The sequence below is a fragment of the Colwellia sp. KS18-150 genome, assembly GCF_057551365.1.
The window spans coordinates 357,087-381,014 of sequence record NZ_BAAJMC010000001.1; the positions used below are offsets into that span (position 1 = coordinate 357,087).

A 23,928-nucleotide genomic window follows, 5' to 3' on the forward strand; every position below is an offset into this window, starting at 1 on the left:
ATTATTTATCACTCACTTCAAAATGATGGTTTAATTGCTGCTTTAAATGGCTAAAAAAATCATCATTAACTTTATCCGCTATCAGGTGCGCTAACTCTGTGCCAATAGCGGTAAATTTATAAAACTGTACGCTTACATTGGCTTTTTTACTGGTTAACTTCAGTGGTAAGCCATTATAACTAAAGTTAACCGGCTCACTTGCTGCCATCATGCTCGACTCACTTTCTTGTAAGAAGATTAAGTGATTATCAGCAAGGGACAATAAATCGGCATAATTTAAGCCATGGCTACTCAAATTGACATATTGCTGTCGTTCTTTTGAAAAGAAATTAAACAAGCCCGGTTGCTGATAACTCCCCGTTATAATTCTGATATTTTTTCGACTTTGATCTTTAACCGCGAGTGAGCAGGCTTTAGCAAGTAACTTTGCATCAACAATACTCATGTCTCGAAAGACTTTCAGTGCTTTAAGAGAATATGAGCCTGGACGAGACAATTCACCCGCTAATATCTTAGCCCATAAATCTTGCATGGTATTATTGCCCACATCTTCTGCTAAGGCGATAAAGCGATTAAACCAGTCTAAATCTGTGCGTTTATCGATAGTCTTGCTGGCACAAAAACCGTAAGTTTTCTCCATGATAGCTTCTATATTCTTTTGCTTTCGCTGGCTAGATAGTCGTGCACGCTTAATACTACGATCTTCAATAGGCATTTGCTTCGTTTGCGGCAAAAGAGCTGCTTCAAGTCCAAACTGCTGACTAATACTAAAGAACTGTTTGTGAGCAGCAGACTCAGAGGTTTTTTTTGAGGACTCTTGTTTAACTATTTCTTGAGAGTCGCTCTGGATCACTTCTCCTTCAATAATTACTGCTGATGCTTTATCAAGTTTTGCCATAATATCTCATGCCTTGTCGGGGCTTACAGGTCTTTTATTTACGAATTTTACAACGATAGGTAAAATTTATTGTATTGATTTATTGAATATTGTCAAAGTGCCTTTTATTATGTAGAAGAATAGAGTAAAAAAGTAGCTTTAGTGAATAGTTAAGTTATAGTTATATAATTAATATCAAAATCAATTTTAGTTAATCGTGGGTTATTACATTTTTGTGAGCCATTAATGTGATTAATTACTTGAGGGCAGTATGCAAGCATCAGAAAATTCTAATGATGACTTCCTATTTATCGACGATAGCGATGAAGATGAAATTTTAGACGGCGACGGCAAAGAGACTTGGCAAGTTCTCATTGTTGATGATGACCCAGAGATCCACTCTGTCACTCAATTAGCCCTGTCTGATCTCGTCGTTTTAGGTCGTCGTCTCGAGTATTTGCATGCCTATTCAGGTCAAGATGCTTGCGCGTTAATTGAAAAAAACCCAGATATTGTCTTGGTACTGCTTGATGTCGTTATGGAAACAGATGATGCAGGCTTGAATGTTGTTAAACACATTCGTGAAAATTTACGCAGACAAGATATTCGTATAGTCTTACGTACAGGGCAACCTGGTTATGCACCAGAAGAAAGTGTTATTAAAGAATATGACATTAATGATTATAAAACTAAAACTGAATTAACTCGCCGTAAACTCGTGACAACTGTTTATGCTGCGATACGCTCATATCAACAAATTGCCACGGTTACTGAAAATAGAAAAGGTTTAGAGAAAATTGTTTCTGGCTCAGCTAACTTGTTAGAGCTGCATTCAATGACTGAGTATTGTCAGGGCGTTTTACAGCAACTGACTAAACTTATCGATTATGATGTTGAGTGCTTACTTTGTGCCCGAGGACAAGGCATCATCGACAACGCAGATGATTTAAGCTTTTATATCATTGCTCAGCAGGGTTTTTCTACGGTACTGACGAAACAAAAATTAGACACGCTTAAAAATGAGCAAATTAGCCAACAAGTTAAGTATTGTTTTACTCAGAAAACTCATCAAGACCAAGATCTTTCTCAATATTATTATTTGGCCAGAGGCGGGTACCGCGCCGTAATCTACCTTTCATTGCAAGAGCCATTAACAGAAATTCAGCAACAATTGATTGAGGTTTTTTTAACCAATGCCGCTGTGGGTTACGAAAACGTACACCTATTTCAAAAATTAAGTAGTGCGGCCTATAAAGATTGGTTAACTAATTTACCTAATCGTCTTGAGTTTGTACGCTTATTAGATCTCTTTGCAAAAAATGACACCGAGAATGAAGTAGCGGCACTAATTGACTTAAATCATTTTAGCGATGTTAATGACGGTTTAGGTCAAGATATTGGAAACATGTTGTTGGCTGCGGTTGCACAGCGGTTACAAGGTTTAAGTTGTGCTTGTAAAGTTGCCCGCGTTGGCGCGGATGTGTTCGGTATTATCGGTACTGAAAAGTGTTTATCACCAGAAGTGTTAATGGAGTTATTTGAACAGCCGTTTGTAGCAGGCGAGCAAAAATTACCTATTAATGCTTGTTTTGGTTTTTGCACTAAAGAACATGCTAGTGGTAGCGGCGTACAAGTGTTGAATCAAATCAACATCGCCTTGAACCTAGCCAAAAAGCAACGTAATGAACACTTTGCTTTTTATAACCCTGAAATGGAAGATGCCACATTGTGGCGTTTGAATATGATTCGGGAGTTAAGAACAGACTTTGCCAATAATAGATTGGAGCTTTGGTATCAACCACAACTTTCTCTAGATACAAGTAAAGTGATTGGCGCAGAGGCCTTACTAAGGTGGCGAACAGCTGATGGTAACTTTATTTCACCTGCGGTATTTATCCCTTTGGCAGAATACTCAGGGTTAATTGTTGATATTGGTGATTGGGTTGTCAATCAAGCGTGTCAGCAAATTAATGATTTAAGCCAACAGAATTTTAATGATATTACCATTTCGGTTAATGTTTCAATACCACAATTTAGACGTGGTAACTTTGTTAATACCGTTTTGAGTGCGATTCAAAACCATCAAGTGCAGCCAAATAAGCTTGAGCTAGAAATTACCGAAAATATTTTAATGGATGATCCTCAAGTAGTTATTGATGCTTTGGTCAAATTAAAATCTCATGGTATTCATATTGCTCTTGATGATTTTGGTACTGGTTTCTCTTCCCTAAGTTATTTACAAAAACTACCGCTTGATCGATTAAAAGTTGATCGGGCATTTATTACCGACATCGCGAAAGATGGTCAGTCAGTTATTGCTGAAACGATCATAGATTTAGGTAAGAAAATGGGTTTAAAAGTTATCGCTGAAGGTATTGAAGAGCTTGAGCAACAAGAACGTCTTATAGAGCTTGGTTGTGATGAGGTACAAGGTTTTTATTACGCTAAGCCTATGCCACAAGAAGAGTTTTTAGATTTTCTTAAGAAGAATAGCTAAAACCAATTACACTAATTTATTGTTCGACTTAGCGTTACATTAGCGAGTTTATAACAACAATTAGATGAATATAAAAGCTAACAAATGTAATTCATTTGTTAGCTTTTTTTATGGTAACTGCTGCTAAGCTTTAGCTAATAACCTTGTCTCAACACCTTGTTGTGGTTGATCAGGGATTAATGTTGCTAGAAATAACGAACATAAAGCAAAGCCGGCACCAATATAGAATACCCAAGCAGGTTCAACAATCCATAAAAGGCCTAAAAGAGCAGGAATGAAGACAGCGGCAATATGGTTAATAGAAAAACTTACACCAGCGCTTGAGGCAATATCTTCTGGTTTAGCTATTTTTTGAAAATAAGTTTTAATGGCTATGGCCAGTGCAAAGAAAAGGTGGTCAATCACATAAAGTGCAGCAGCTATATTAGCGTTATCGACTAAGCCATAACTGATAAAAATGACTATTAAACCAATATATTCTATACGTAATGTTGCTCGCTCTCCTATTTTACCAATTAACTTGCCAATTTTAGCGGCGAACAACCAGTTAAATACATAGTTAATCAAAAAGAGTGCACTAATATCTGCAACACTATAGTTAAACTTTTCTACCATTAAAAAGCCGGCAAACACTACAAATATTTGTCGACGTGCGCCACTAAAAAAAGTTAAAGCATAAAATAGCCAGTAACGCTTTCTTAATATTAATTTTTTTGTCTGAGGTGTTTTCTCTGGAAAATGCTTGAATGATATAGTTAATAAAAGTGTTAACAATAAACCTATGCTGCCAAACAATGCATAAGTGACTTGATAGCCCCAGTTAAATTGCTCCATTAAAATCCAAATACTCGAGAATGCTAGTAATGAAGCCACTGCTTTAACCGATAACAAACGTCCCATAAAGTGGGCCGTTTTTTCTTTGTCTAGCCATTGGAGCGTCAGGGACTGGCTTAAAGTCTCGTAATAATGAAATCCAACAGACATTAACACCGTCGTTAAATATAAACCGAGCACACTTGGGAAAAATCCAGTGAGCAACACACCTAAGCTAGTTACAGCTAACGAAATCAACGCCAAGCGTTGTTCTTTAATGAAAATTAATGCGTAAATAACAGTGAAGGCTAAAAAGCCAGGTATTTCTCTAAGGCTTTGTAAAATCCCTATTTCAATACCGGTAAAATTAGCTTTTTCAATAACAAAATTATTGAGTAAAACCATCCAAATAGAGAAAACTAATGGCATGGTAAAAGCCATTGCTAATAATAAATGTTCAGGTTGATTAAAGCGCTGGAATATTTTTTTCACGTCGTTGGCTACTATCGGAAATCTTTAAGGCTGTATATTTTACGCGCTTTTCCATGACATTCAATTATTGATCTCAACTATGGTAAAAATAACATCAAGCTATAGTACCTTTATTGCTAGCGGCTGTTAAACACCTGATTAAAACAGGTGTTTAAAAAATATTGCATTTATCTTTCTTTCAAGGCACACTCAGTCGTCTATTATTAATAGGCACAGCTATTTAGTATTAGAATATTCAATTAGACAAGTGGGTATAACTACCGGTTTGACTAGCAAAAAATGAAAATCATCAAACATCAACACCACTTTTAGGTGAAGGAGACAAAGTATGATATATCAAGGCAAAAGCCTTAGTGCCCAATTACTCGACGACGGTATTATTGAACTTAAGTTCGATGCCCAAGGCTCAGTAAATAAATTCGACCAAGCAACTTTTTCAGAATATACAGAAGTCGTTGCCGCTATTAATAACTGCAGTGAAGCAAAAGGGGTATTGGTTACCTCTGGCAAATCAACATTCATTGTTGGTGCAGACATCACAGAATTCTTAGAAACCTTTAAACAACCTGAAGAAGCTTTAGTGCCTTGGGTAAGAAATGCCACAGACGTTTTCGACTCGTTTGAAGATATTGAATTACCTTCCATTGCCGCTATTAATGGCGCAGCACTAGGCGGTGGTTGTGAAATGACTTTAGTGTGTGACTATCGTATTGCCGATACCAACGCCACTATTGGACTACCAGAAGTTAAATTAGGCTTAATGCCTGGTTTTGGCGGCACAGTGCGATTACCTCGTGTTATTGGTGCAGATAATGCTGTTGAGTGGATGAGTACAGGTAAAGCTTATAAACCTCAACAAGCATTAGCGACAGGCTTGTTGGATGCTGTTGTAGAGCCAGAAAAATTGAAAGACTCTGCGATTAGCATGTTAAAACTTGCTATTGACGGTAAGCTTGATTGGCAAGCTAAACGTCAACCTAAACTAGATCCTTTAGGTTTAAGTAAAATTGAAAGCGTGATGACTTTTACTACCTGTAAAGGCATGATTGCTGCAAAAGCGGGTAAACATTATCCTGCGCCAATGATTATGGTAAAAACCATTGAGACAGCTTCGACTCTTGATAGAGCAGGCGCAATGGCTGTAGAAAATGCTGGTTTTGCAAAACTTGCTAAAACTGATGCTGCTACAGCGCAAATTGGTTTGTTTATGTCTGACCAAGTGATTAAAGGTAAGGCTAAAAAAGCAGCTAAACAAGCAACTAAAGCTGTCAATAAAGCGGCTGTGTTAGGTGCAGGTATTATGGGGGGCGGTATCGCTTACCAGTCAGCCTACAAAGGCACGCCAATTGTAATGAAAGATATTAACGATCAAGCGCTTGATTTAGGGTTAACTACCGCTGCCGGTATCTTAACTAAACAAGTTGATCGTGGCCGTATGAATGCTAAGAAAATGGCTAGCGTATTAAACAATATTACCCCAAGCTTAAGCTATGATAGCGTTAAAGATGTCGATGTTGTTGTTGAGGCTGTTGTCGAAAACCCGAAAGTAAAAGGTATGGTATTAGCTGAGGTAGAAGGTGTAATTGCTGATGACGCAATCTTAACTTCTAACACGTCAACTATATCTATCGACTTATTAGCACAAAGTGTTAAACGTCCGGAAAACTTCTGTGGTATGCATTTCTTTAACCCAGTTCACAGAATGCCTTTAGTTGAGGTTATTCGCGGTAAAGATACTTCAGATGAAACCGTTGCAGCTGTTGTAGCTTATGCTGCAAAAATGGGTAAATCTCCGATTGTTGTCAATGATTGTCCTGGTTTTTATGTAAACCGTGTTTTGTTCCCTTACTTTGCAGGATTTAGCCATTTAGTACTTGAAGGTGCTGATTTTGCTGCGATTGATAAAGTGATGGAAAAACAGTTTGGTTGGCCTATGGGCCCAGCATTTTTACTGGATGTTGTCGGCGTAGATACTGCTGATCATTGTACTGGTGTAATGTCTGCTGGTTTCCCTACTCGTATGAAAAAGTTAGCCAATGATCCTGTTAGCACCTTATACAGCAACGATCGTTTTGGTCAGAAGAATGGTAAAGGATTCTACGATCATATTAAAGATAAACGCGGTCGTCCTAAAAAGGTTGCAGCACAAACGGCTTATGAGTTATTTAGTCCACATTGTGCAGATAAAAAAGAATTTTCAAGTGAAGAAATTATTGCTCGCTTAATGATTCCTATGGTGAATGAAGTGGTACGCTGTTTGGAAGAAGGTGTGGTTGATACTGCAGCTGAAGCTGATATGGGCTTGATTTATGGCATTGGTTTCCCTCCATTTAGAGGTGGTGCAATTCGCTATTTAGAAACGCTAGGTTTAGATAATTTTATTGCTCTAGCTGATAAATATGCTCACTTAGGTGAAATTTATCATGTAACTGATGGCCTACGTGAGATGGCTAAATCAGGAAAATCTTACTTTACCACTAACGTTAAAACTGCGTAACCAAAGGAGAATTATTATGAAAGAAGTCGTTATTATTGATTGCGTTCGAACTCCTATGGGGCGTTCAAAAGCCGGTGTTTTTAGAAATGTTCGCGCTGAGACATTATCAGCACATTTAATGGAACAAATTTTAAAGCGTAACCCAGGACTTGATCCAAATGAAATTGAAGATGTTATTTGGGGTTGTGTAAAACAAACTAAAGAGCAGGGCTTTAATATTGCACGTAATGCTTCATTGCTTGCCGGTTTACCAAAGTCTATTGGTGGCTTAACGGTTAACCGTTTATGTGGTTCATCAATGCAGGCACTTCATGATGCAGCAACGAGTATTATTGCTGATCAAGGGGATGTGTTTTTAGTGGGTGGTGTTGAGCACATGGGCCATGTACCTATGATGTATGATATTGATTTTGATCCAGCATTAAGTAAACACATCGCACGTGCTTCAGGTAACATGGGTTTAACTGCTGAATTACTTGGTAAACAACACGGAATTACTCGTGAAATGCAAGATGCTTTTGGTGCTCGTTCACATCAACGTGCTCATCAAGCAACCCTTGCAGGTCGTTGGGATAATGAAATTGTACCTACTTTAGGTCACGATGCTGATGGTGCATTAACACTTGTTGAACATGATGAAGTTATTCGTCCTGATACAACCGCAGAAAGCTTGTCTACACTACGACCTGTATTTGATCCGGTTAACGGTACGGTAACTGCTGGTACTTCATCAGCATTGTCTGATGGTGCTTCTGCTATGTTAGTCATGTCTGCTGACAAAGCTAAAGAGCTAGGTTTAACACCACGCGTTAAAATTCGTGGTATGGGTATAGCCGGTTGTGATCCTGCTACTATGGGTTACGGTCCAGTACCAGCAACGAAAAAAGCATTAAAACGTGCTGGCTTATCTATTGAAGATATTGAGTTGTTCGAATTTAACGAAGCGTTTGGCGCGCAAGCATTATCATGTGTTCGTGCATTAGGCGTTGAAGATAAATTAGATGACAAAATTAACTTAAATGGTGGTGCCATTGCATTAGGTCATCCACTAGGTTGTTCAGGTACTCGTATTTCAGGTACTTTAATAAACTTAATGGAAGGGCAAGATGTAAACCTAGGTTTAGCGACTATGTGTATCGGACTCGGTCAAGGCATAGCAACTGTCTTCGAACGCGCTTAATTAATTTTTCTCTTCGAGAAAAGTAATTAATTTCAATTAGACTTTAAGTAATAAAAAACCAGCAATTGCTGGTTTTTTTGTTACTTGAGAAGCTGAAACTAGCTATTAAGCAAACACTGCTTGTAGTGGCGGTACAACTTGTTTCTTTCGGCTAAGTACGCCATCAAGCCAAACTTTGCCATCGGTAGTCGCTTTATCGAAAGCCGATTGTGTCAGGTCTGCATTGTCACTAATAACTAATAATTCAGAGCCTTCTTTCATAATGTCAGTAAGAAGTAATAACACACTGTGACGATTGCCTTCAGCTTTTAATTTAGCTATATCTGCTTCAAGATCTGCTTTCATATCATCAAAAATCGCTAAATCGATGACTTCTAATTGACCAATACCAACCAGCTCACCGTTCATATTGAAATCTTTAAAGTCACGTAATACTAGATCACGAACCGGCGTACCTTCTACAGCAGACTTAACTTTAAACATTTCCATGCCTAAGTCAGTAGGATTTTCGATACCTGCAATTTCAGCGAGTGCTTCAACACACTTGATATCGGCTGTTGTACAAGTTGGTGATTTAAAAATCACAGTATCACTTAAAATAGCGCACATCATGGCGCCAGCAATATTTTTTGGAATCTCTACATTGTGAAAGTCATACATCATTTTAATAATGGTGTTAGTACAACCTACTGGGCGAACCCATATTTCAAGCGGTGTTGAGGTAGTAATATCACCTAATTTATGATGATCGATAATGCCTAAAATAGTGGCATCATCAATATCATCAGGTCCTTGGGTACGCTCAGAGTGATCAACAATGTAAAGGTTTTCACCAGCATAGCTAGTTTTTAACTCTGGCTGTTCAAAACCAAATTTATCTAAAATAAATAAGGTTTCTGGGCTTAATTCACCTAAACGTGCAGGAACGGTTTCTTCACCTAAGGTGGTTTTTAAATATGATAAAGCGATAGCAGAGCAGATAGAATCTGAATCTGGAATCTTGTGACCAACAACATAATTTGGCATGAAAGTACTCTCCTATAATTTTCCTATATTCTAACAAACTCTTTATAGCTTGTGTATATAACAAAAAGCTAACTTAGCCCATATTGGGCTTAAGAAGTTTTGTTAGATTGAGTGGAAATATAGAAGAGATTCACTAAGCTTAGATTATAGATAAAACAAACATGAGCCATCAAATGTCATCGTATTTATTTTGGCAAACTATCACAACACATATTCGAGAGTTTACCTTGGAAGATTTTGACTTTATTAAGGAAAAATTTTCATTATCTACTAAACAGTCATTATTAGACTATGTTTCGCAAGAATATAATATTACCAATCCTATTCTAAATATTTCTTTATTGCATATAACACCTTCAGTGAAACGACAGATGCACTTACTAAGTTATGAATACGCGGATACAGAATTTGAAGGGCTATTATTTGCTATTGCCAGTTATATTTTTTCTACTTGGAGTGTGGAATTGCACCAAGCATTAGGTAATAGTCAGTTTACTACAGAAGAAGATGTTAGCGACGATTTTGGCGATATTGAGCTTTTTTAGCGGTTATATTTGTTTATATACGGTATATTAATTCAATAGTAAAATCAGCAGTTATGTTTTAAGGGGATAATTTGTATTCATATATCGCAAGACAGCCCATATTAAATATCGAACAAGAAACAGTTGGTTTTGAATTGCTTTTTCGTGACGGAGAGAGCAATAGCTTTCCTGGCATATGCCCAGATAAAGCAACCTCTCAAATTATTGTGGATAACCAACTTACGCTAGGAATAGAAGAGATAACTGGCGAACTACCTGCATATATTAATTTTCATGCAGATACACTCATCTATCATTTTCCTGAATTTTTAGATCCTAAAAAAATTGTTATTGAAATCCTAGAAGATGTGCCCATTAGTGATGAGCTTTTGGCCGCTTGCAAGCGATTAAAAGAGAAGGGTTATACTCTTGCTTTGGACGATCATGACTTTGATACTAAGTGGGATGTTTTTCTGCCTTTTGTTGATATTATAAAAGTCGATGTTCTTGATGTAAGCTTGCTTGAAATCAGTCGATATATATCAAGGTTGAGCAATTATGATATTACCTTTTTGGCTGAAAAAGTTGAAACATTGACAGAATTTGAACGCTTAAAAATGTTGGGTTTCACTATGTTTCAAGGCTACTTTTTTGCAAAACCTGAAATGGTAAAGCAAAAAAATATCCTTTCTTCTAAACAACACCTTATTGATTTACTAGAACACTCAAGCCGCTCTGAATTTGATTTCGAAGCGATCAGTGAAATATTTAGACGGGATTTAGGACTGACCTACAAACTCTTACGATTTATTAACAATCCAGGCTATGGGCCTAGTAAAGAGATAAGCTCTTTGAAGCACGCTTTAGTCTATATTGGTGATCTTGAGCTGAAGAAATTTATTGCTTTATTGGTACTTGCTGACTTAAATGAGAGCAAACCTAATGAAATAATTAGAGTTTCTTTAATTAGGGCTAAATTTAGTGAGCAAATATCAGTATTGAAAAAAGAAAGTGAGGATCCCCCAAAGGCATTTTTAACAGGTATGCTATCGCATATCGATGGTGTATTAGATCAAAGTATAAATGATGTAATGAATATTTTGCCTGTGCACAGTGAAATTAAAATAGCATTAGTTAAGAAAAATAATTACTTGGCTAAGTATTTAGAGCTTTATTTATCGATAGAGCAGGGGAACTGGTTATTAACTAAAGTTCTTTCTGATTCTATTGGTCTAAGAGAGTCCGAGTGTTTAGATGTATATCAAGACGCTATTTGTTGGTCTGACAGTATGCTAGCTCTCTAATTTATAGATAAAAATAAAGCCTCAAACAGTCATTGTTTGGGGCTTTTTTTTAAATAATTTAGAATTAATTTATCGTTTACTTATAGTAAGAAAGACAGGCTTCAACTTCATTTTTAGAACCCATAATAACTTCAACACGCTGATGAATACTTGAAGGGGCTATCTCCATGATTCGTCCTTCACTAGTTACAGCAGCACCGCCCGCTTGCTCTATTAAAAATGCCATTGGATTGGCTTCATACATTAGGCGCAGTTTATTGGGTTGATCAGGATTTTTACTATCAGTAGGGTAAGTAAAAATACCACCGCGACATAAAACACGATGAATATCACCAACCATGGCAGCAATCCAACGCATATTAAAGTTCTTTTCTCTCGGGCCAGTATCACCCGCTAGTAAGTCTTTTATGTAGTTTTGCATTGGCTCTTGCCAAAAGCGCTGATTGGACATGTTAATAGCAAATTCTTGTGTCTCGGTAGGTACCTTCACATTACGATTAACTAAAAGGTAGCCACCGTGAGTTCTATCAAGTACATAAAAGTGCGTACCGCTACCTGTAGTCATTACCAACATTGTTGATGGACCATATAAAACATAACCAGCACAAACTTGTCTATCACCTGCCTGCTTAAACATATCTGGATTACTTGCTTCCATATGCTCTGGTGCTTCATGAATAGAAAAGATAGTACCGATAAGTGAGTTAATATCGATATTTGAGCTACCATCTAGTGGATCAAACGAAACTATGTACCTACCAGTTTGTTCTCCGGCAACAGAGCTATCTTCTTCTTCAGAAGAAATGGCTTTAACAAAACCTGATTCAAGCAAAATATCTTTAAATAATTCATTCGCGACTACATCTAATTTCTTTTGAACTTCACCTTGAATGTTTTCATCCAAAGTTGAACCTAATAAGCCACCTAAGTGTGCTTGGCTAACACGAAAAGAGATTTCTTTAGTTGCCGCCAAGATAGTCTTTATAAGGGCAATAAGATCTAAAGGAACATTGTCTTGGCGTAGAGCTGGTGCGAGTCGTTGCATTGGGTTACCTAATATCGTTAAATTTGTGTACGATTGATAATAGCCATTAATGAGGGTGCGTACTTGTTAATAGCCGTTTATATTTACAAAGTGTTAAGTAATATTTTTTGTAATCATTTATTTTTACTTTCAACAGCGCTGATTATAACAAGTTTATAATTGCTTTCTAAAGCCCTAACTCGTATTAATTATATGTTTATTAACTAATCAGCGTTTAGTTAATAAATCTTCGGTAAATTTTCGCTGTAAATAAAGTTGTTTATTGGGTGTAATAAATTTGAATTTAAGCCACTAACTAAGAAAACAAATAAAGTGAAGGGAATATCAAAAGGTTATGAGTAGTGATTTCTATACCAATTTTATCCTACCTTACGCCGCTATTATCATAAAAATTTGTCGAGCATATACCAATAATCAAGAAGACTTTGAAGATTATTATCAAGAAGTGTGTTTACAAGTTTGGCGAAGTAGGGAGGGCTTTAAAAAGCAATGTGAGTGGTCAACTTGGATTTATAAATTATCATTGAATGTGTGCTTAACTTACTTAAAAAAAGCGAAAAATAATCATCAGCATTTTGTCTCTGATAGCTTACCGGAAGCATTGATTGCCGATAGTCAAAGTTATTCAGAGCAGTCAATAGATCAACTGTATGGTGCGATAAAGCAATTATCTGAAATTGATCGTGCTGTGATCTTACTGTACCTAGAAGACAAGTCGTATCAAGATATTGCCGAAATTATAGGTACTAATCCAAATAACATTGGTGTTCGAATTAAGCGTATTAAAGCAAGATTAAATAAAATTTTAAATTTACAGGAGCAATAAATGACTCAGTCAATTGAAAAAATTTGGCAAGAAGGCTTTATTAACGATAAAGCGTTAGTGGCACCTAAGCTGAATGACTTGTATAACCAAAAATCGAAGAATATTGTCGATAAATTCGAAAGGGTCTTTAAATGGAACTTGATTGGATTAATGATTTTTGCATTGGCGGTAGTGGTATATCTAACCTTTATGGGCATTCCTTACTTAGGGGTATTTATTGCCGCTATGCTAATTGTCTTGGTGATTAGAGGTAAAAAGGAGTTAGAATATTTAGCTTTACTCGATAAAAATGTCAGTAGTTATCAATATTTAAAATCATTTGATAGTTGGCTTAAAAATCAAATGAAAGTCTACGCAAAGTTATACAGTTTTTTTTATCCGGCATTATTTTTATCGATAGTACTACAAGTCAGATTTATGGAGTTTGGTGAAAAAGTGATTTCAGGATTAATTTCTAAGTTTCCACAGGCACCCTTGTTATTTTCCATGCCTTTATATTTATTGATTGGAATAGCTGTAGTAGCGGGACTGTTATTTTATTTTTCAGGGCCTTTATATCGTTTAGACTTTAATTCACTTTATGGCCGGATGTTCAATAAGTTGCAAGAGCTTATTAGTGATATGGAAGAGTTGAGGAAATAAAAAAAGTAAAAAAAAACGACATAATTAGAAGGAGTAATTATGTCGTTTGCCATTGGCAATACCATAGGTAATGGTGCCTTGAGCATTAAACCTTTATTGCTTGTTTAACATTTAACAAGCGTTTCAATGTACTTGGTTTGCTTAAAACAACTAAGTTTCCAAGCAAGACAAAGCTTAATCCGATAACTGTGTATTCACTCCAAACAAACCCTTCAACAACGGTTGAAATAAGCACGGCAATTGCAGGAAAAATAATATTGGCATATGAGGTTTTGTGTGAGCCAATACGTGTCATTAAACTTAAATAACAGCCGAATGCGATCACCGAGCCAAAAAGTGATAAATATAGCAATGAACTTAGGTAAGGTAGCTCGAATGAAAAGTTAAATTGCTTACCTTGCGCGAGTACTATCAAAGCAGTGAACAAAGCGCCATAGAGCATTCCCCAAGCATTAGCTTGCACAATAGGAACATTATTCTTTTGGTTTTTTATGGATAACATATTTCCGATGGAGGCCGAGAATGTTCCCACCAAACATAGCCCTAATCCCAAGAACGTTGCGGCACTCAGTTGAACATCTGTTAATTGTGGCCAAAATAGCGTGACTATCCCAAATAGGCCAAAAGCACCGCCAAAATACACTTGTTTGGTGATTTTAGTATTATAAAAAAGCCGAGTATTGATTATGTTCATCAACATTAAAGTGGAAAACGCAATACAAGTTAATGCTGAATTTATGTGCTGTTGAGCGGTATACAGTAATAAATAGTTCATGCCAAATAAACAAACACCAAAAGCTGCGAATAAACCATGTTGTTTAAGTGAAAAAGCCAAAGGTAGGCGTTTAATTATTGCAAATAAAAACAATATTCCGGCAGCTAGTGCAAAGCGATAAGATACGGAGGCTTCGGGAGCAACATCACCTAACTGGTAATTAATGGCAATCCAAGTAGATCCCCAAATCAGTACGGTGATCAAATACAGTAAGCTGTTACTCATTCTTTACTCCCTCATTGTCGCTTTATTTATGATAGCTGATGACAGTGTAGAGTTTTTTTGTTTTAATAACATATACAAAATAATGAAAATGAAACCTATACAGTTTGTTTCTTCAATAATGTAAAGATAACGCTATGAGATTACTCGATAAAACATCACCAGCTTTTTTATATCAACAAGTTATAGATTTTGTCGAACACCAACAAAAGATCGGCGCATTATTACCTGGTGATAAACTACCGAGTTTACGCAAGCTAAGTCGACAATTTGAGATCAGTGTTCCGACAGTAAAACAAGCTTACCTTGAGCTAGAGCGTCAGGGGAGAGTGTGTGCTAGACCTCAATCTGGATACTATTTAACGGCTTTACAAGCTAGAACCTTAAAACCCAGGCCGGCAAAGTGGTCTCATTGTGCACCGGCAACTGTGCAATGTCGTAGTATGATCGAGCAAGTTCATGAAGCTGTGCATTTACCTGAAACTGTGGCTTTAGGTATTTCAAATCCTATTCAAGCGAATCCACCAGATAAAACCCTAGCTAGATTAATGCGCTCAGTTATCTCAAAAGTGGCTGAGAAGGCTGTGAGTTATGGTCCACCTTCTGGTGATCAAAAATTACGTATGCAGTTAGCGTTTCGCTATCAAGATCAAGGAGTGGCGATAAATCCTGATGATATTTTGATGACTAATGGTGCTCAAGAAGCACTGTCGATTGCATTACAGTGTGTAGCTAATCAAGGGGATGTTATTGCGATAGAGTCGCCGTGTTTTTTCGGTATGATCGAATTGATTGAAACCCTTGGCATGAAAGCGTTAGAAGTATATACCTGCACCGAAGATGGTGTGGGTTTGGATGAGCTTACTAAGGCGATTCAACAACACCCTATTAAAGCCTGTTTATTTTCTACTGCTATTAATAATCCTTTAGGCTCAATGAAAACCGATCAACAGCGCCAAGCGATCGTGAGTTTATTAGAGCAACATGACATCCCTTTAATAGAAGATGATGTATACAGTGAATTATATTTTAGCGAGCAGAAACCAAAACCTGCACAGTTATATTCTGAAAAAGGTTTAGTGATGACGTGCTCATCATTTTCTAAAACAGCAGCGCCGGGATACAGAACGGGTTGGTTATTACCAGGGAAATATGAAGAACAAGCAAAACGTATCAAACGGGCGCAATCTTGTTCGACACCTATGTTGCAACAATGGACGTTAAATGAATATATACAAAGTGGCGATTATGATCGACATTTGAGCGTGTTGCGTAAGAAGTTAGTTTATAACTGTGAGCGTATGCGAGCCCTTATTGCAGAGAATTTTCCACCTGAAGTATGTATCTCCAAACCTCAAGGAGGCAGCGTTTTGTGGGTTAGATGTCAGTCACATGTTAATACCAGTGAATTTTTCCATGCAGCCCTAGAGCAAGGAGTTAGTTTTGCTCCAGGGGTTATTTTTTCACCGTCAGGTAAATATGCTAATTACATGCGCATCAGTTACGGGGTGCAATGGAATGAACAAGTGGAACAAGCGATAGAAAAGCTAGGTCGTTTAGTCTTTGAGAACTCGTATAAATCTCATGGTGTTGAACAAAGTGAATTGAAAAGAGCATCATCATGATAAATAACAATAACGCGAGTCATGTCTCACTGAAGTTATTACTGCCTTTACTCGCGTCTATCATGGCTTTGTCACCATTAGCTATTGATATGTATTTACCGGCTATGCCTGTATTGTCAGAGCATTTAAATACCGATATGCCGATGATTCAAAATAGCTTGAGTATTTATTTATTTGGTTACGCTTTAGGGCTCATACTTTTTGGGCCGATGGCAGATAAATACTCTCGACGTACACTTGTCATATTGGGAGTCAGTGGCTTTTTAATTGCCAGTATCTTATTGCCTTTTGTAAGTAATATAGAGCAATTTTTAACATTGCGATTTGCACAAGCATTTATCAGTAGTGCGGCAACGGTAGTCGTGCCTGGAACCATTAGAGAATATTATCAAAAGGATACTGCCAAAGGACTTTCTTATGTGTCAATGATCATGATGTTAGCACCTATGATTGCTCCTAGTATCGGTAGTGTTTTGTTAGTCGCTCATAGTTGGCAGCTAATATTCTATGTTCTATCGGCATACAGTATTTGTGTGTTATTGCTAGTGATTAAGTATTTGCCTGAAGTGATAAGAGAGAAGAAGGAAGCAGAAAAGGAAATTAGTTTTTTAACTCGATATAAAATTGTATTTTCAAATCGTGAAGCACGGTTAGACATTGTTAGCTCGATGATGATTTCATTAGCCTTTTTTTCCTATATTACAGCAATACCCTTTGTGTATTTGAGTGTTTTTAATGTGTCAGAGTACAGTTTTAGTTTGTTATTTGGCATCAATGTTCTGGCATTAATGATCGCTCACTTTATCAATACTCGATTAGTCACTCGTATGGGCTCAAGAAAAATGCTCAGGTATGGACTCACTTTATCGGTGGTTACTTCAACGGCACTAGTGATGGTTAATGTTTTATCAATGCCGCTTATGTTTACTGTAATTGCAATTTTACCTTTAATGGGCAGTATTTCGATGGTTGCTGTCAATTCGGATGCTTTAGTACTGACCAAATTTCCGCAACAGTCGGGTACTGCTACAGCGGTTATAGGAACATTACGCTTTGGTATTGGAGCGCTAGCCGGACCAATATTGGCATATTTTTATGACGGTAGTGCGTTGCCATTTGCAATGTTAATGTTTTCATCTGTACTGGTGGTGCTAATATGTCAAATAACAATTTATTTCTTAGATGTTAAAAGGAAGTCAGCATGAAAAATGTGGCGGTGATTTTAAGTGGTTGTGGTGTATATGATGGTAGTGAAATTCATGAGACGGTTATCACCTTATTAGCCATAGAGCAATGTGAGGCGAAATATCGTTGTTTTGCTCCAAATATTTCTCAACATCACGTTATTAACCATTTTACTGGCGAAGTCAGTGAGGGTGAAAGCCGTAATGTTCTGGTAGAGTCAGCTCGAATTGCACGAGGTGATTGTGAAGATTTAACTGAGCTTAATGTTGAAGAGTTTGATGCTTTGATTGTACCGGGTGGTTTTGGTGCGGCAAAAAATTTATCCAGTTTTGCTCTTAACGGTGAGAATTATCAAGTCAATGAGCAAGTATTAACTGCCTGTCAGGCCTTTTCTGCAGCTGACAAACCGGCGGGATATATGTGTATTGCTCCAGCTATGTTGCCATTTATTTACCCAAATGGTGTACAAGGAACTATTGGAACTGATGTAGGGACAGCGTCATTGATCAGTGCAAAAGGCATGGTGCATAATGATTGCAATGTCGATGAAGTAGTGATCGACCATGCTAATAAGTTAGTGTCGACGCCAGCTTATATGTTAGCAACGACAATGACTGAAGCAGAAAGTGGCATCAAAAAACTGGTGAAAAGCGTGCTATTAATGGTGTAGTTTTATACCCGTCTCATTAAATTCTCGCTACGTGATCACTTTCTTATAGGGATTGGTATTACGTAGTGCTATTAGCAATAAAAAAGCCCGATAATTCAATATTATCGGGCTTTTTTATTAACTTTGTTCGCAGCTTTAATAAAAAGTATCTTCTCTATTATGTGCTTGTGGATCTTCAATTAGCTCTTCAAATTCCACTTCAAAATTATTATTATCACACGTGTTTGCCATATAAATTCTACGGGTTGAACCATCAATCCAAGTTACAGTGCCGCTACCTTTCTTGCTGCCGCATTTCATACCAATATGTATATCATTAAACTCCATAGCCCCTCCTCAATATAAATTATCAGATGCAAAGACTTAGATGGTCGTGTTATTCATAAGTTCAATAAACCATCAGTTTTTGCTGTTTTTTTATTCTTTGAATGATTCATTATAGAAGCTAAATGGATCTTTACTAGAGGTGATTTGTTATTTTTACGGAAAAAAAGCTACTCCAAGAGTACAACTTTTGCTAGCCCCCGTCACTGCTGACATGCTGCTTAATAACTTTTTGTCATAAGCAAAAGCTAGCCAAGCAAAAGCAATAGCTTCTAATTGATCACCATCAATATCTTTTTGATTAGTAAGAAGAAGTTCGTAATTCTTTGGTGATGAATCAAGCTGTTGCTTTATTAATTCTTTTAATTCAGTGTTATGCGCACCACCACCACAAAGGTAAACTTTAATACGACTATTTTCTTTGGTGCTATGCTGTTTAATCGCATTCACTAAAGTTTGTGCGGTAAAGGCGGTAAGTGTTGTTTGCACATCTTGTTTGTTAATAGCTGGCATGTTCGACAGGTGATTTTCAAGCCAAGAGATATTGAAATATTCCCGTCCCGTACTTTTAGGTGGTGCGAGTGCAAAGTAATCATCGGCATTTAATTGTGTTAATAAATCAGAGTTTATCTTCCCTGTTGCCGCCCAATCTCCATTTCTATCGTAATTGTATTCGCTATTAGGATTATTCAGTTGAAACCAATCGTCCATAAGTGCATTGCCCGGCCCCGTGTCATAACCAACCACTTTTTGGCTTTCACTGACAGGAAGAAAGGTAATATTAGTAATACCGCCAATATTAACCACGAAAACATCATGACTATCTTGAGCTGAATTTTCACTAAAAACTTTTTCATGAAATGCAGGTACTAAAGGTGCTCCTTGGCCTCCTAACGCCATATCCTTGCGTCGAAACTGCCCAATAACTCTAATATCGGTTAATGTGGCTAATGTTTGGCTACAACCAATTTGCAAGGTAAATGGAAAATTAACCTGCGGTCGGTGGCGAATAGTTTGGCCATGATTACCAATAGCCGTAATATCATCAGCGGTTAAATTTGCTTGCTTTAATAGCGCGTTAATTCCCTGAGAAAAGTGATGTGCTAACTCGACATCTAATTCAAAAGCACGGTCCACTTCATTGCTACTGGGATTATATAAAGAGGTGATTTTGTTTGCTATTTCATTGTTATAAGCTTGGTAATAACTTGCGTGTAACTTAGGTTTCATCGCTTGATCAAACGTTACTAACGCTAAGTCGACACCATCGGCACTCGTTCCTGACATCAACCCTATGTAATAATCTTTTTCTTGTGCAGAATATGAAATGTTAGTCACTGGTTTGCAAAGTCCTATCTTCGTTTTTTGACATACTCATCATAGCGTTTTTAGAGCCGTTTAGCTCTTGTAAGAGCTTTTCAGCTAAGTCAGTAAATTCACTTTTATATTTTTTATCGATGGGTTTAGCGTCAGGCAACTTAACTGTTCTTGGGTTACGGTGTACGCCATTGAGTAAAAACTCATAATGAAGGTGTGGCCCCGCAGCTAAGCCTGTTGCGCCAACTTTACCAATTAATTGACCTTGCTTGACGCGTTGGCCTTTTTTTACCGCCCGTTTAGAAAAGTGCAAGTATTTAGTCACTATGCCATTGCCATGTTGAATAAAGACATAGTTACCATTGTATTTATTATAGGTTGAGTGCGTTACTTTTCCGTTACCCGCGGCAACAACAGGCGTACCCGTTTTAGCGGCGTAGTCAACGCCATTATGTGCTTTCCAGCGTTTTTGAACTGGATGAAATCTGTTACGTTTAAAGCTAGAGCTGATGTATTTAAAGTTCACTGGCGCACGTAAAAATGCTTTACGCATACTTTTGCCATCAGGCGTATAATACTCACCATCAGTAAATCGTACTGCTTGGAAAGGATCATCTTGGTTGATAAATTCAGCAGCTAAAATATTGCCCGTACCTATATATTCACCATCAACATACTTTTTCTCATAGATCATATGAAAACTATCACCAGCGCGCAGATCCAAGGCAAAGTCGATATCCCAACCGAAGATATTGGCGAAATTAATAATTTGTGAATCGGTTAAACCGGCTTTAGTACCAGCATTCCAAAAGCTTGAGCTAATTGTGCCATGGGCAAACGCCTCTCGTACTTCTACGGTTTTACTTTCTTTATGTGATTGGTAACTGTCACCAACTAGATTGATATACAGGGTGTCTGTTTTAGATAAAGGATATTCTAATGCTGTTATTTGTGCTTCATCATTACTAGCAATACGCAAAGTATCACCGACATTAATTTTTCGAAGTAATGCGCTATCTTTTCCTTTAGCGGTGCTTACTGCATAAGTTTCTTGAGCGCTAAAGCCTAAACGTTTGAAAATTCTTGCTAATGAATCTCCACTTCGTACTTTGACCGTTTGCCAAGTGATATGGCTTTGTTGCTCTGAATTTACTGTGCTAGTGGTATTCTCGACAGTAGGCAGTTGCTGTTTAGCGAGTGAAGGGAGTGCAATCTCTTTAACTTCTTTCACTGTAGTTTCGTGTTGTGGTAGCGCTACTTGATAGCGCTTTCCTACTTCTAAGCGCTCTTCAGGTAATGTGTTATCACTTTTCTGCGTAGATTCAGGTAATAATAATAGCAATATCAACAACGCGAATATCGTGATAATAATAGCGCGGTGTTGCTTGGGTAATTGCAGAAAAATTTCTTGCAAACGTTGAAAAATAGCCTTGAGGCTTTTCAACTGACGTTGGATTATTTGTTGTTTATTCACAGGGGCTTTATAAGTAAATGGCAACTAATACACTGGGTATAAATTACGATGTTTATCAATAACAGAATTATCACTATAACAAAACTTTCACAAAAAATACTGTCACATTGGTTTTTATACTTTTATGTGGAAGATAAAGTGAGTAGAATCCGCTTATTGTAGTATTTTTATTAACCTCGGAGTCAAGTAATGACCGATGTCAGCCAAGCGTTTGCCGAACTTAAACGCGGTGCGGAAGAAATTTTAGTAGAAGATGAATTATTAGAGAAATTAAAAACGGGAAAACCGTTAAAAATTAAGGCCGGTTTTGATCCAACTGCGCCGGATCTTCATCTTGGTCATACAGTACTAATTAATAAGTTACGACAGTTTCAATTACAAGGTCATGAAGTTATCTTCTTAATTGGTGACTTTACTGGTTTGATAGGCGATCCAACAGGTAAGAACGTTACCCGTAAGCCGTTAACTAAAGAAGATGTTTTAGCTAATGCAGAAACATATAAAGAGCAAGTATTTAAGATTTTAGATCCTGCTAAAACTACTGTAGCTTTTAACTCTACCTGGATGGATAAATTAGGCGCAGCTGGTATGTTAAAGCTAGCTTCTCGTCAAACGGTTGCTCGTATGATGGAGCGTGATGACTTTAAAAAGCGTTATGCCGGTGGTCAATCCATTGCGATTCATGAATTTATGTATCCGCTTGTACAAGGCTGGGATTCAGTGGCGTTAGAGTCAGATGTTGAGTTAGGTGGTACCGATCAAAAATTCAACTTATTGATGGGCCGTGAATTACAAAAGAGTGAAGGGCAACGTCCACAAACAGTATTAATGATGCCACTTCTTGAAGGTTTAGATGGCGTACAAAAAATGTCTAAATCGTTAGGTAACTATATCGGTATTACTGATAGTCCTACAGATATGTTTGGTAAAATCATGTCAATATCTGATGTACTAATGTGGCGTTATTATGAGCTATTAAGTTTTAAACCTATTGAAGAAATCGAAGGGTATAAAACTGAGATTGAAAATGGCAAAAACCCACGTGATGTCAAAATTGATTTAGCGAAAGAGTTAATTGCACGCTTTCATGATGAAGCGGCCGCTGAAGCTGCGCATCAAGAGTTTATTAATCGCTTTCAAAAAGGTGCTATGCCAGATGAAATGCCTGAGGTTGAACTTACCCCAGAAGGTGGTGAAATCGCTATTGCTAATTTATTAAAAGAAGCCGGCTTGGTGGGTAGTACGTCTGATGCTTATCGAATGATCAAGCAGGGAGCAGCTAAAATAGAAGGTGAAAAAGTTACCGATAGAAATCTTGTCATTACAAGTGGTAGCGAAGCTGTATATCAAGTAGGTAAGCGTAAGTTTGCTCGTGTTAGTGTTAAGTAACCTTGAGAACATTTAAGGAGAGGGAGCTATGATTAACAAGATGATTGCTAATACAGTAAAAATGTATGGGGTAAAACTATGTAGCTCTATAGTGCTCGTTCTTGCTCTTTCTGGATGTGTAGCGCCACCTTTACTTGATTATACTGACTCTATTACGGCTAGTTCTTCCTCTAATAACCCTATTCAGGGGGCTGATGTCTATTGGGGAGTATCAAGGCAAGATATAACTGCGCATGTCGGTACTACGCCATATAACCAGAATGTTCGTAGTATAAGTAGTGTATGGCCGGCAGGTTATTATAAAATTGTAAAGAGTGGTTTTAAGCCAGCAATAATTAAAGTAGAAAGTAGCGCTGAGTTGACTAGAAGTAATACCGTTGAGCTTATCCCTTTACCTAAGCAACCAGCGGCACCACAGTTTTATTTTCCTGATGCGAAGGAAGCTGCGATCACTGATTTAGCGATTAACGCAGATCGTAAAAACTCTTTTTATATTAATAAAAAAGATACCATTGCGGTTGTGGCTTTTAAAGAGCCCAACGGCTCTGGAGCTGGCTCTTTACTCGCGGATAACATGATTTTAGACTTTCTTGTTAAAGGGTATGATGTTGTTGACCGTGAGCAAGTACAAAGTGCGATCCGTAAAGAAAGCAAGCTTTCTAAAGGTAAGGTTAAGTTAACTGACTCAAGCTTATTGAAAAAAATTGCCCAGTTAAATGATGTTGATTACATTATTCATGGAGCGATAACTGAATATGTAGCTAAACATGAAAAAATTCAAATATTACCAAAAGTGATTGCTAAAGACCGAGCACGTTATGTTAAAGAACGTGATGAATTTATAGCATTTTATGATGAGTTTTCAAGGGACTTTGACCTCTTGCCAACTATGCCTAAACCTATAGAAGAATTAGAACAAAGCTCAGGAAAAAAGCCTCAAAACTCAGCTATTAATATTGCTCGTGTTGGCGTAACAGTTAGCATTATTAATGTAAAAACTTCAGAAGAAGTATGGGTTGGCTCAGCTAATTTGCAAGACTTAGGTATTCAAGCCGGTATGCGTAGATTGGTTAAAGGATTGAACCATAGTTTCACTAGCGCTCCTTAATATATTCATTATTATCAATTTAATAAAACCTATATTAGTCTAGAGTGAACACCAGTTATACAGCTCGGTGTAGATAAGAAGATTTACAGAGCTGAACATTGACTGTTATTTGGCAT

At 37.3% G+C, this 23,928-nt stretch carries 20 protein-coding genes; 12 read left to right on the plus strand and 8 right to left on the minus strand.

Annotated elements, in window-relative coordinates; all coding sequences use genetic code 11:
- Position 1: 1 nt before the first annotated feature.
- Entirely contained in the window at positions 2–898 is an 897-nt protein-coding gene (locus AC27IF_RS01720; RefSeq protein WP_487051557.1) for a TIGR03899 family protein, read from the minus strand.
- 250 nt (positions 899–1,148) lie between these two features.
- Here AC27IF_RS01720 and AC27IF_RS01725 point away from each other — a divergent pair, with 250 nt between their 5' ends.
- Positions 1,149–3,374, plus strand: a complete 2,226-nt coding sequence (locus AC27IF_RS01725) for a bifunctional diguanylate cyclase/phosphodiesterase (RefSeq protein ID WP_487051559.1) — start codon at positions 1,149–1,151, stop codon at positions 3,372–3,374.
- A gap of 123 nt (positions 3,375–3,497) precedes the next feature.
- On the opposite strand, the gene AC27IF_RS01730 is transcribed toward AC27IF_RS01725, so the two are convergent.
- Entirely contained in the window at positions 3,498–4,628 is a 1,131-nt protein-coding gene (locus tag AC27IF_RS01730; RefSeq protein ID WP_487052205.1) for an MFS transporter, read from the minus strand.
- 379 nt (positions 4,629–5,007) lie between these two features.
- Here AC27IF_RS01730 and fadB point away from each other — a divergent pair, with 379 nt between their 5' ends.
- Positions 5,008–7,176: a fatty acid oxidation complex subunit alpha FadB gene (fadB, locus tag AC27IF_RS01735; RefSeq protein WP_487051561.1), complete on the plus strand. Its 2,169-nt coding sequence runs from the start codon at positions 5,008–5,010 to the stop codon at positions 7,174–7,176.
- A 16-nt stretch (positions 7,177–7,192) separates the two neighbouring features.
- Positions 7,193–8,356, plus strand: coding sequence for an acetyl-CoA C-acyltransferase FadA (gene fadA, locus AC27IF_RS01740; RefSeq protein ID WP_487051563.1), 1,164 nt, complete (start codon positions 7,193–7,195; stop codon positions 8,354–8,356).
- Between the two features lie 105 nt (positions 8,357–8,461).
- On the opposite strand, the gene AC27IF_RS01745 is transcribed toward fadA, so the two are convergent.
- Complete coding sequence (locus AC27IF_RS01745; RefSeq protein WP_487051565.1) at positions 8,462–9,382, minus strand: manganese-dependent inorganic pyrophosphatase; 921 nt, start codon at positions 9,380–9,382, stop codon at positions 8,462–8,464.
- 161 nt (positions 9,383–9,543) lie between these two features.
- Here AC27IF_RS01745 and AC27IF_RS01750 point away from each other — a divergent pair, with 161 nt between their 5' ends.
- Entirely contained in the window at positions 9,544–9,927 is a 384-nt protein-coding gene (locus AC27IF_RS01750; protein WP_487051567.1) for a hypothetical protein, read from the plus strand.
- 71 nt (positions 9,928–9,998) lie between these two features.
- Positions 9,999–11,210 (plus strand): EAL and HDOD domain-containing protein, encoded by a 1,212-nt coding sequence (locus AC27IF_RS01755; protein ID WP_487051569.1) that lies wholly within the window; start codon positions 9,999–10,001, stop codon positions 11,208–11,210.
- 76 nt (positions 11,211–11,286) lie between these two features.
- Here the strand turns inward: AC27IF_RS01755 and AC27IF_RS01760 are convergent, their stop codons facing one another.
- Positions 11,287–12,255, minus strand: a complete 969-nt coding sequence (locus tag AC27IF_RS01760; RefSeq protein WP_487051571.1) for a class 1 fructose-bisphosphatase — start codon at positions 12,253–12,255, stop codon at positions 11,287–11,289.
- Positions 12,256–12,589: 334 nt separating this feature from the next.
- Here AC27IF_RS01760 and AC27IF_RS01765 point away from each other — a divergent pair, with 334 nt between their 5' ends.
- Together AC27IF_RS01765 and AC27IF_RS01770 are read left to right on the plus strand one after the other, a co-directional pair.
- Positions 12,590–13,081 (plus strand): RNA polymerase sigma factor, encoded by a 492-nt coding sequence (locus AC27IF_RS01765; protein ID WP_487051573.1) that lies wholly within the window; start codon positions 12,590–12,592, stop codon positions 13,079–13,081.
- Entirely contained in the window at positions 13,082–13,723 is a 642-nt protein-coding gene (locus tag AC27IF_RS01770; RefSeq protein ID WP_487051575.1) for a hypothetical protein, read from the plus strand. It begins immediately after the preceding gene.
- Between the two features lie 85 nt (positions 13,724–13,808).
- Here AC27IF_RS01770 and AC27IF_RS01775 read toward each other — a convergent pair whose 3' ends face one another.
- Entirely contained in the window at positions 13,809–14,723 is a 915-nt protein-coding gene (locus tag AC27IF_RS01775; RefSeq protein ID WP_487051577.1) for a DMT family transporter, read from the minus strand.
- A gap of 134 nt (positions 14,724–14,857) precedes the next feature.
- On the opposite strand from AC27IF_RS01775, the gene AC27IF_RS01780 reads away from it, so the two are divergent.
- The 3 genes from AC27IF_RS01780 to elbB are packed head-to-tail and all read left to right on the plus strand — an operon-like array spanning position 14,858 to position 18,200.
- Positions 14,858–16,345: an aminotransferase-like domain-containing protein gene (locus tag AC27IF_RS01780; RefSeq protein WP_487051579.1), complete on the plus strand. Its 1,488-nt coding sequence runs from the start codon at positions 14,858–14,860 to the stop codon at positions 16,343–16,345.
- A complete protein-coding gene (locus AC27IF_RS01785) occupies positions 16,342–17,550 on the plus strand; it encodes a multidrug effflux MFS transporter (protein WP_487051581.1) in 1,209 nt (402 codons plus the stop codon). Before AC27IF_RS01780 ends, AC27IF_RS01785 begins: the two co-directional genes overlap by 4 nt.
- Entirely contained in the window at positions 17,547–18,200 is a 654-nt protein-coding gene (gene elbB / locus AC27IF_RS01790) for an isoprenoid biosynthesis glyoxalase ElbB (protein WP_487051583.1), read from the plus strand. Before AC27IF_RS01785 ends, elbB begins: the two co-directional genes overlap by 4 nt.
- Before the next feature lie 135 nt (positions 18,201–18,335).
- On the opposite strand, the gene AC27IF_RS01795 is transcribed toward elbB, so the two are convergent.
- The 3 genes from AC27IF_RS01795 to AC27IF_RS01805 all read right to left on the minus strand — a co-directional run bounded on the left by AC27IF_RS01795 (position 18,336) and on the right by AC27IF_RS01805 (position 21,315).
- Complete coding sequence (locus AC27IF_RS01795) at positions 18,336–18,527, minus strand: hypothetical protein (RefSeq protein ID WP_487051585.1); 192 nt, start codon at positions 18,525–18,527, stop codon at positions 18,336–18,338.
- 153 nt (positions 18,528–18,680) lie between these two features.
- Complete coding sequence (locus AC27IF_RS01800; RefSeq protein ID WP_487051587.1) at positions 18,681–19,862, minus strand: anhydro-N-acetylmuramic acid kinase; 1,182 nt, start codon at positions 19,860–19,862, stop codon at positions 18,681–18,683.
- Positions 19,855–21,315 carry an OapA family protein gene (locus tag AC27IF_RS01805; RefSeq protein WP_487051589.1) on the minus strand — a complete coding sequence of 487 codons (1,461 nt, stop codon included), beginning with the start codon at positions 21,313–21,315 and terminating at the stop codon, positions 19,855–19,857. Before AC27IF_RS01805 ends, AC27IF_RS01800 begins: the two co-directional genes overlap by 8 nt.
- 189 nt (positions 21,316–21,504) lie before the next feature.
- Between AC27IF_RS01805 and tyrS the strand changes: the two genes are divergently transcribed.
- Together tyrS and AC27IF_RS01815 are read left to right on the plus strand one after the other, a co-directional pair.
- The gene (gene tyrS / locus AC27IF_RS01810) at positions 21,505–22,704 is read left to right on the plus strand and encodes a tyrosine--tRNA ligase (protein WP_487051591.1); all 1,200 of its coding nucleotides are present in this window, start codon (positions 21,505–21,507) and stop codon (positions 22,702–22,704) included.
- A gap of 28 nt (positions 22,705–22,732) precedes the next feature.
- Positions 22,733–23,812 (plus strand): hypothetical protein, encoded by a 1,080-nt coding sequence (locus AC27IF_RS01815; RefSeq protein WP_487051593.1) that lies wholly within the window; start codon positions 22,733–22,735, stop codon positions 23,810–23,812.
- Positions 23,813–23,928: the final 116 nt, after the last annotated feature.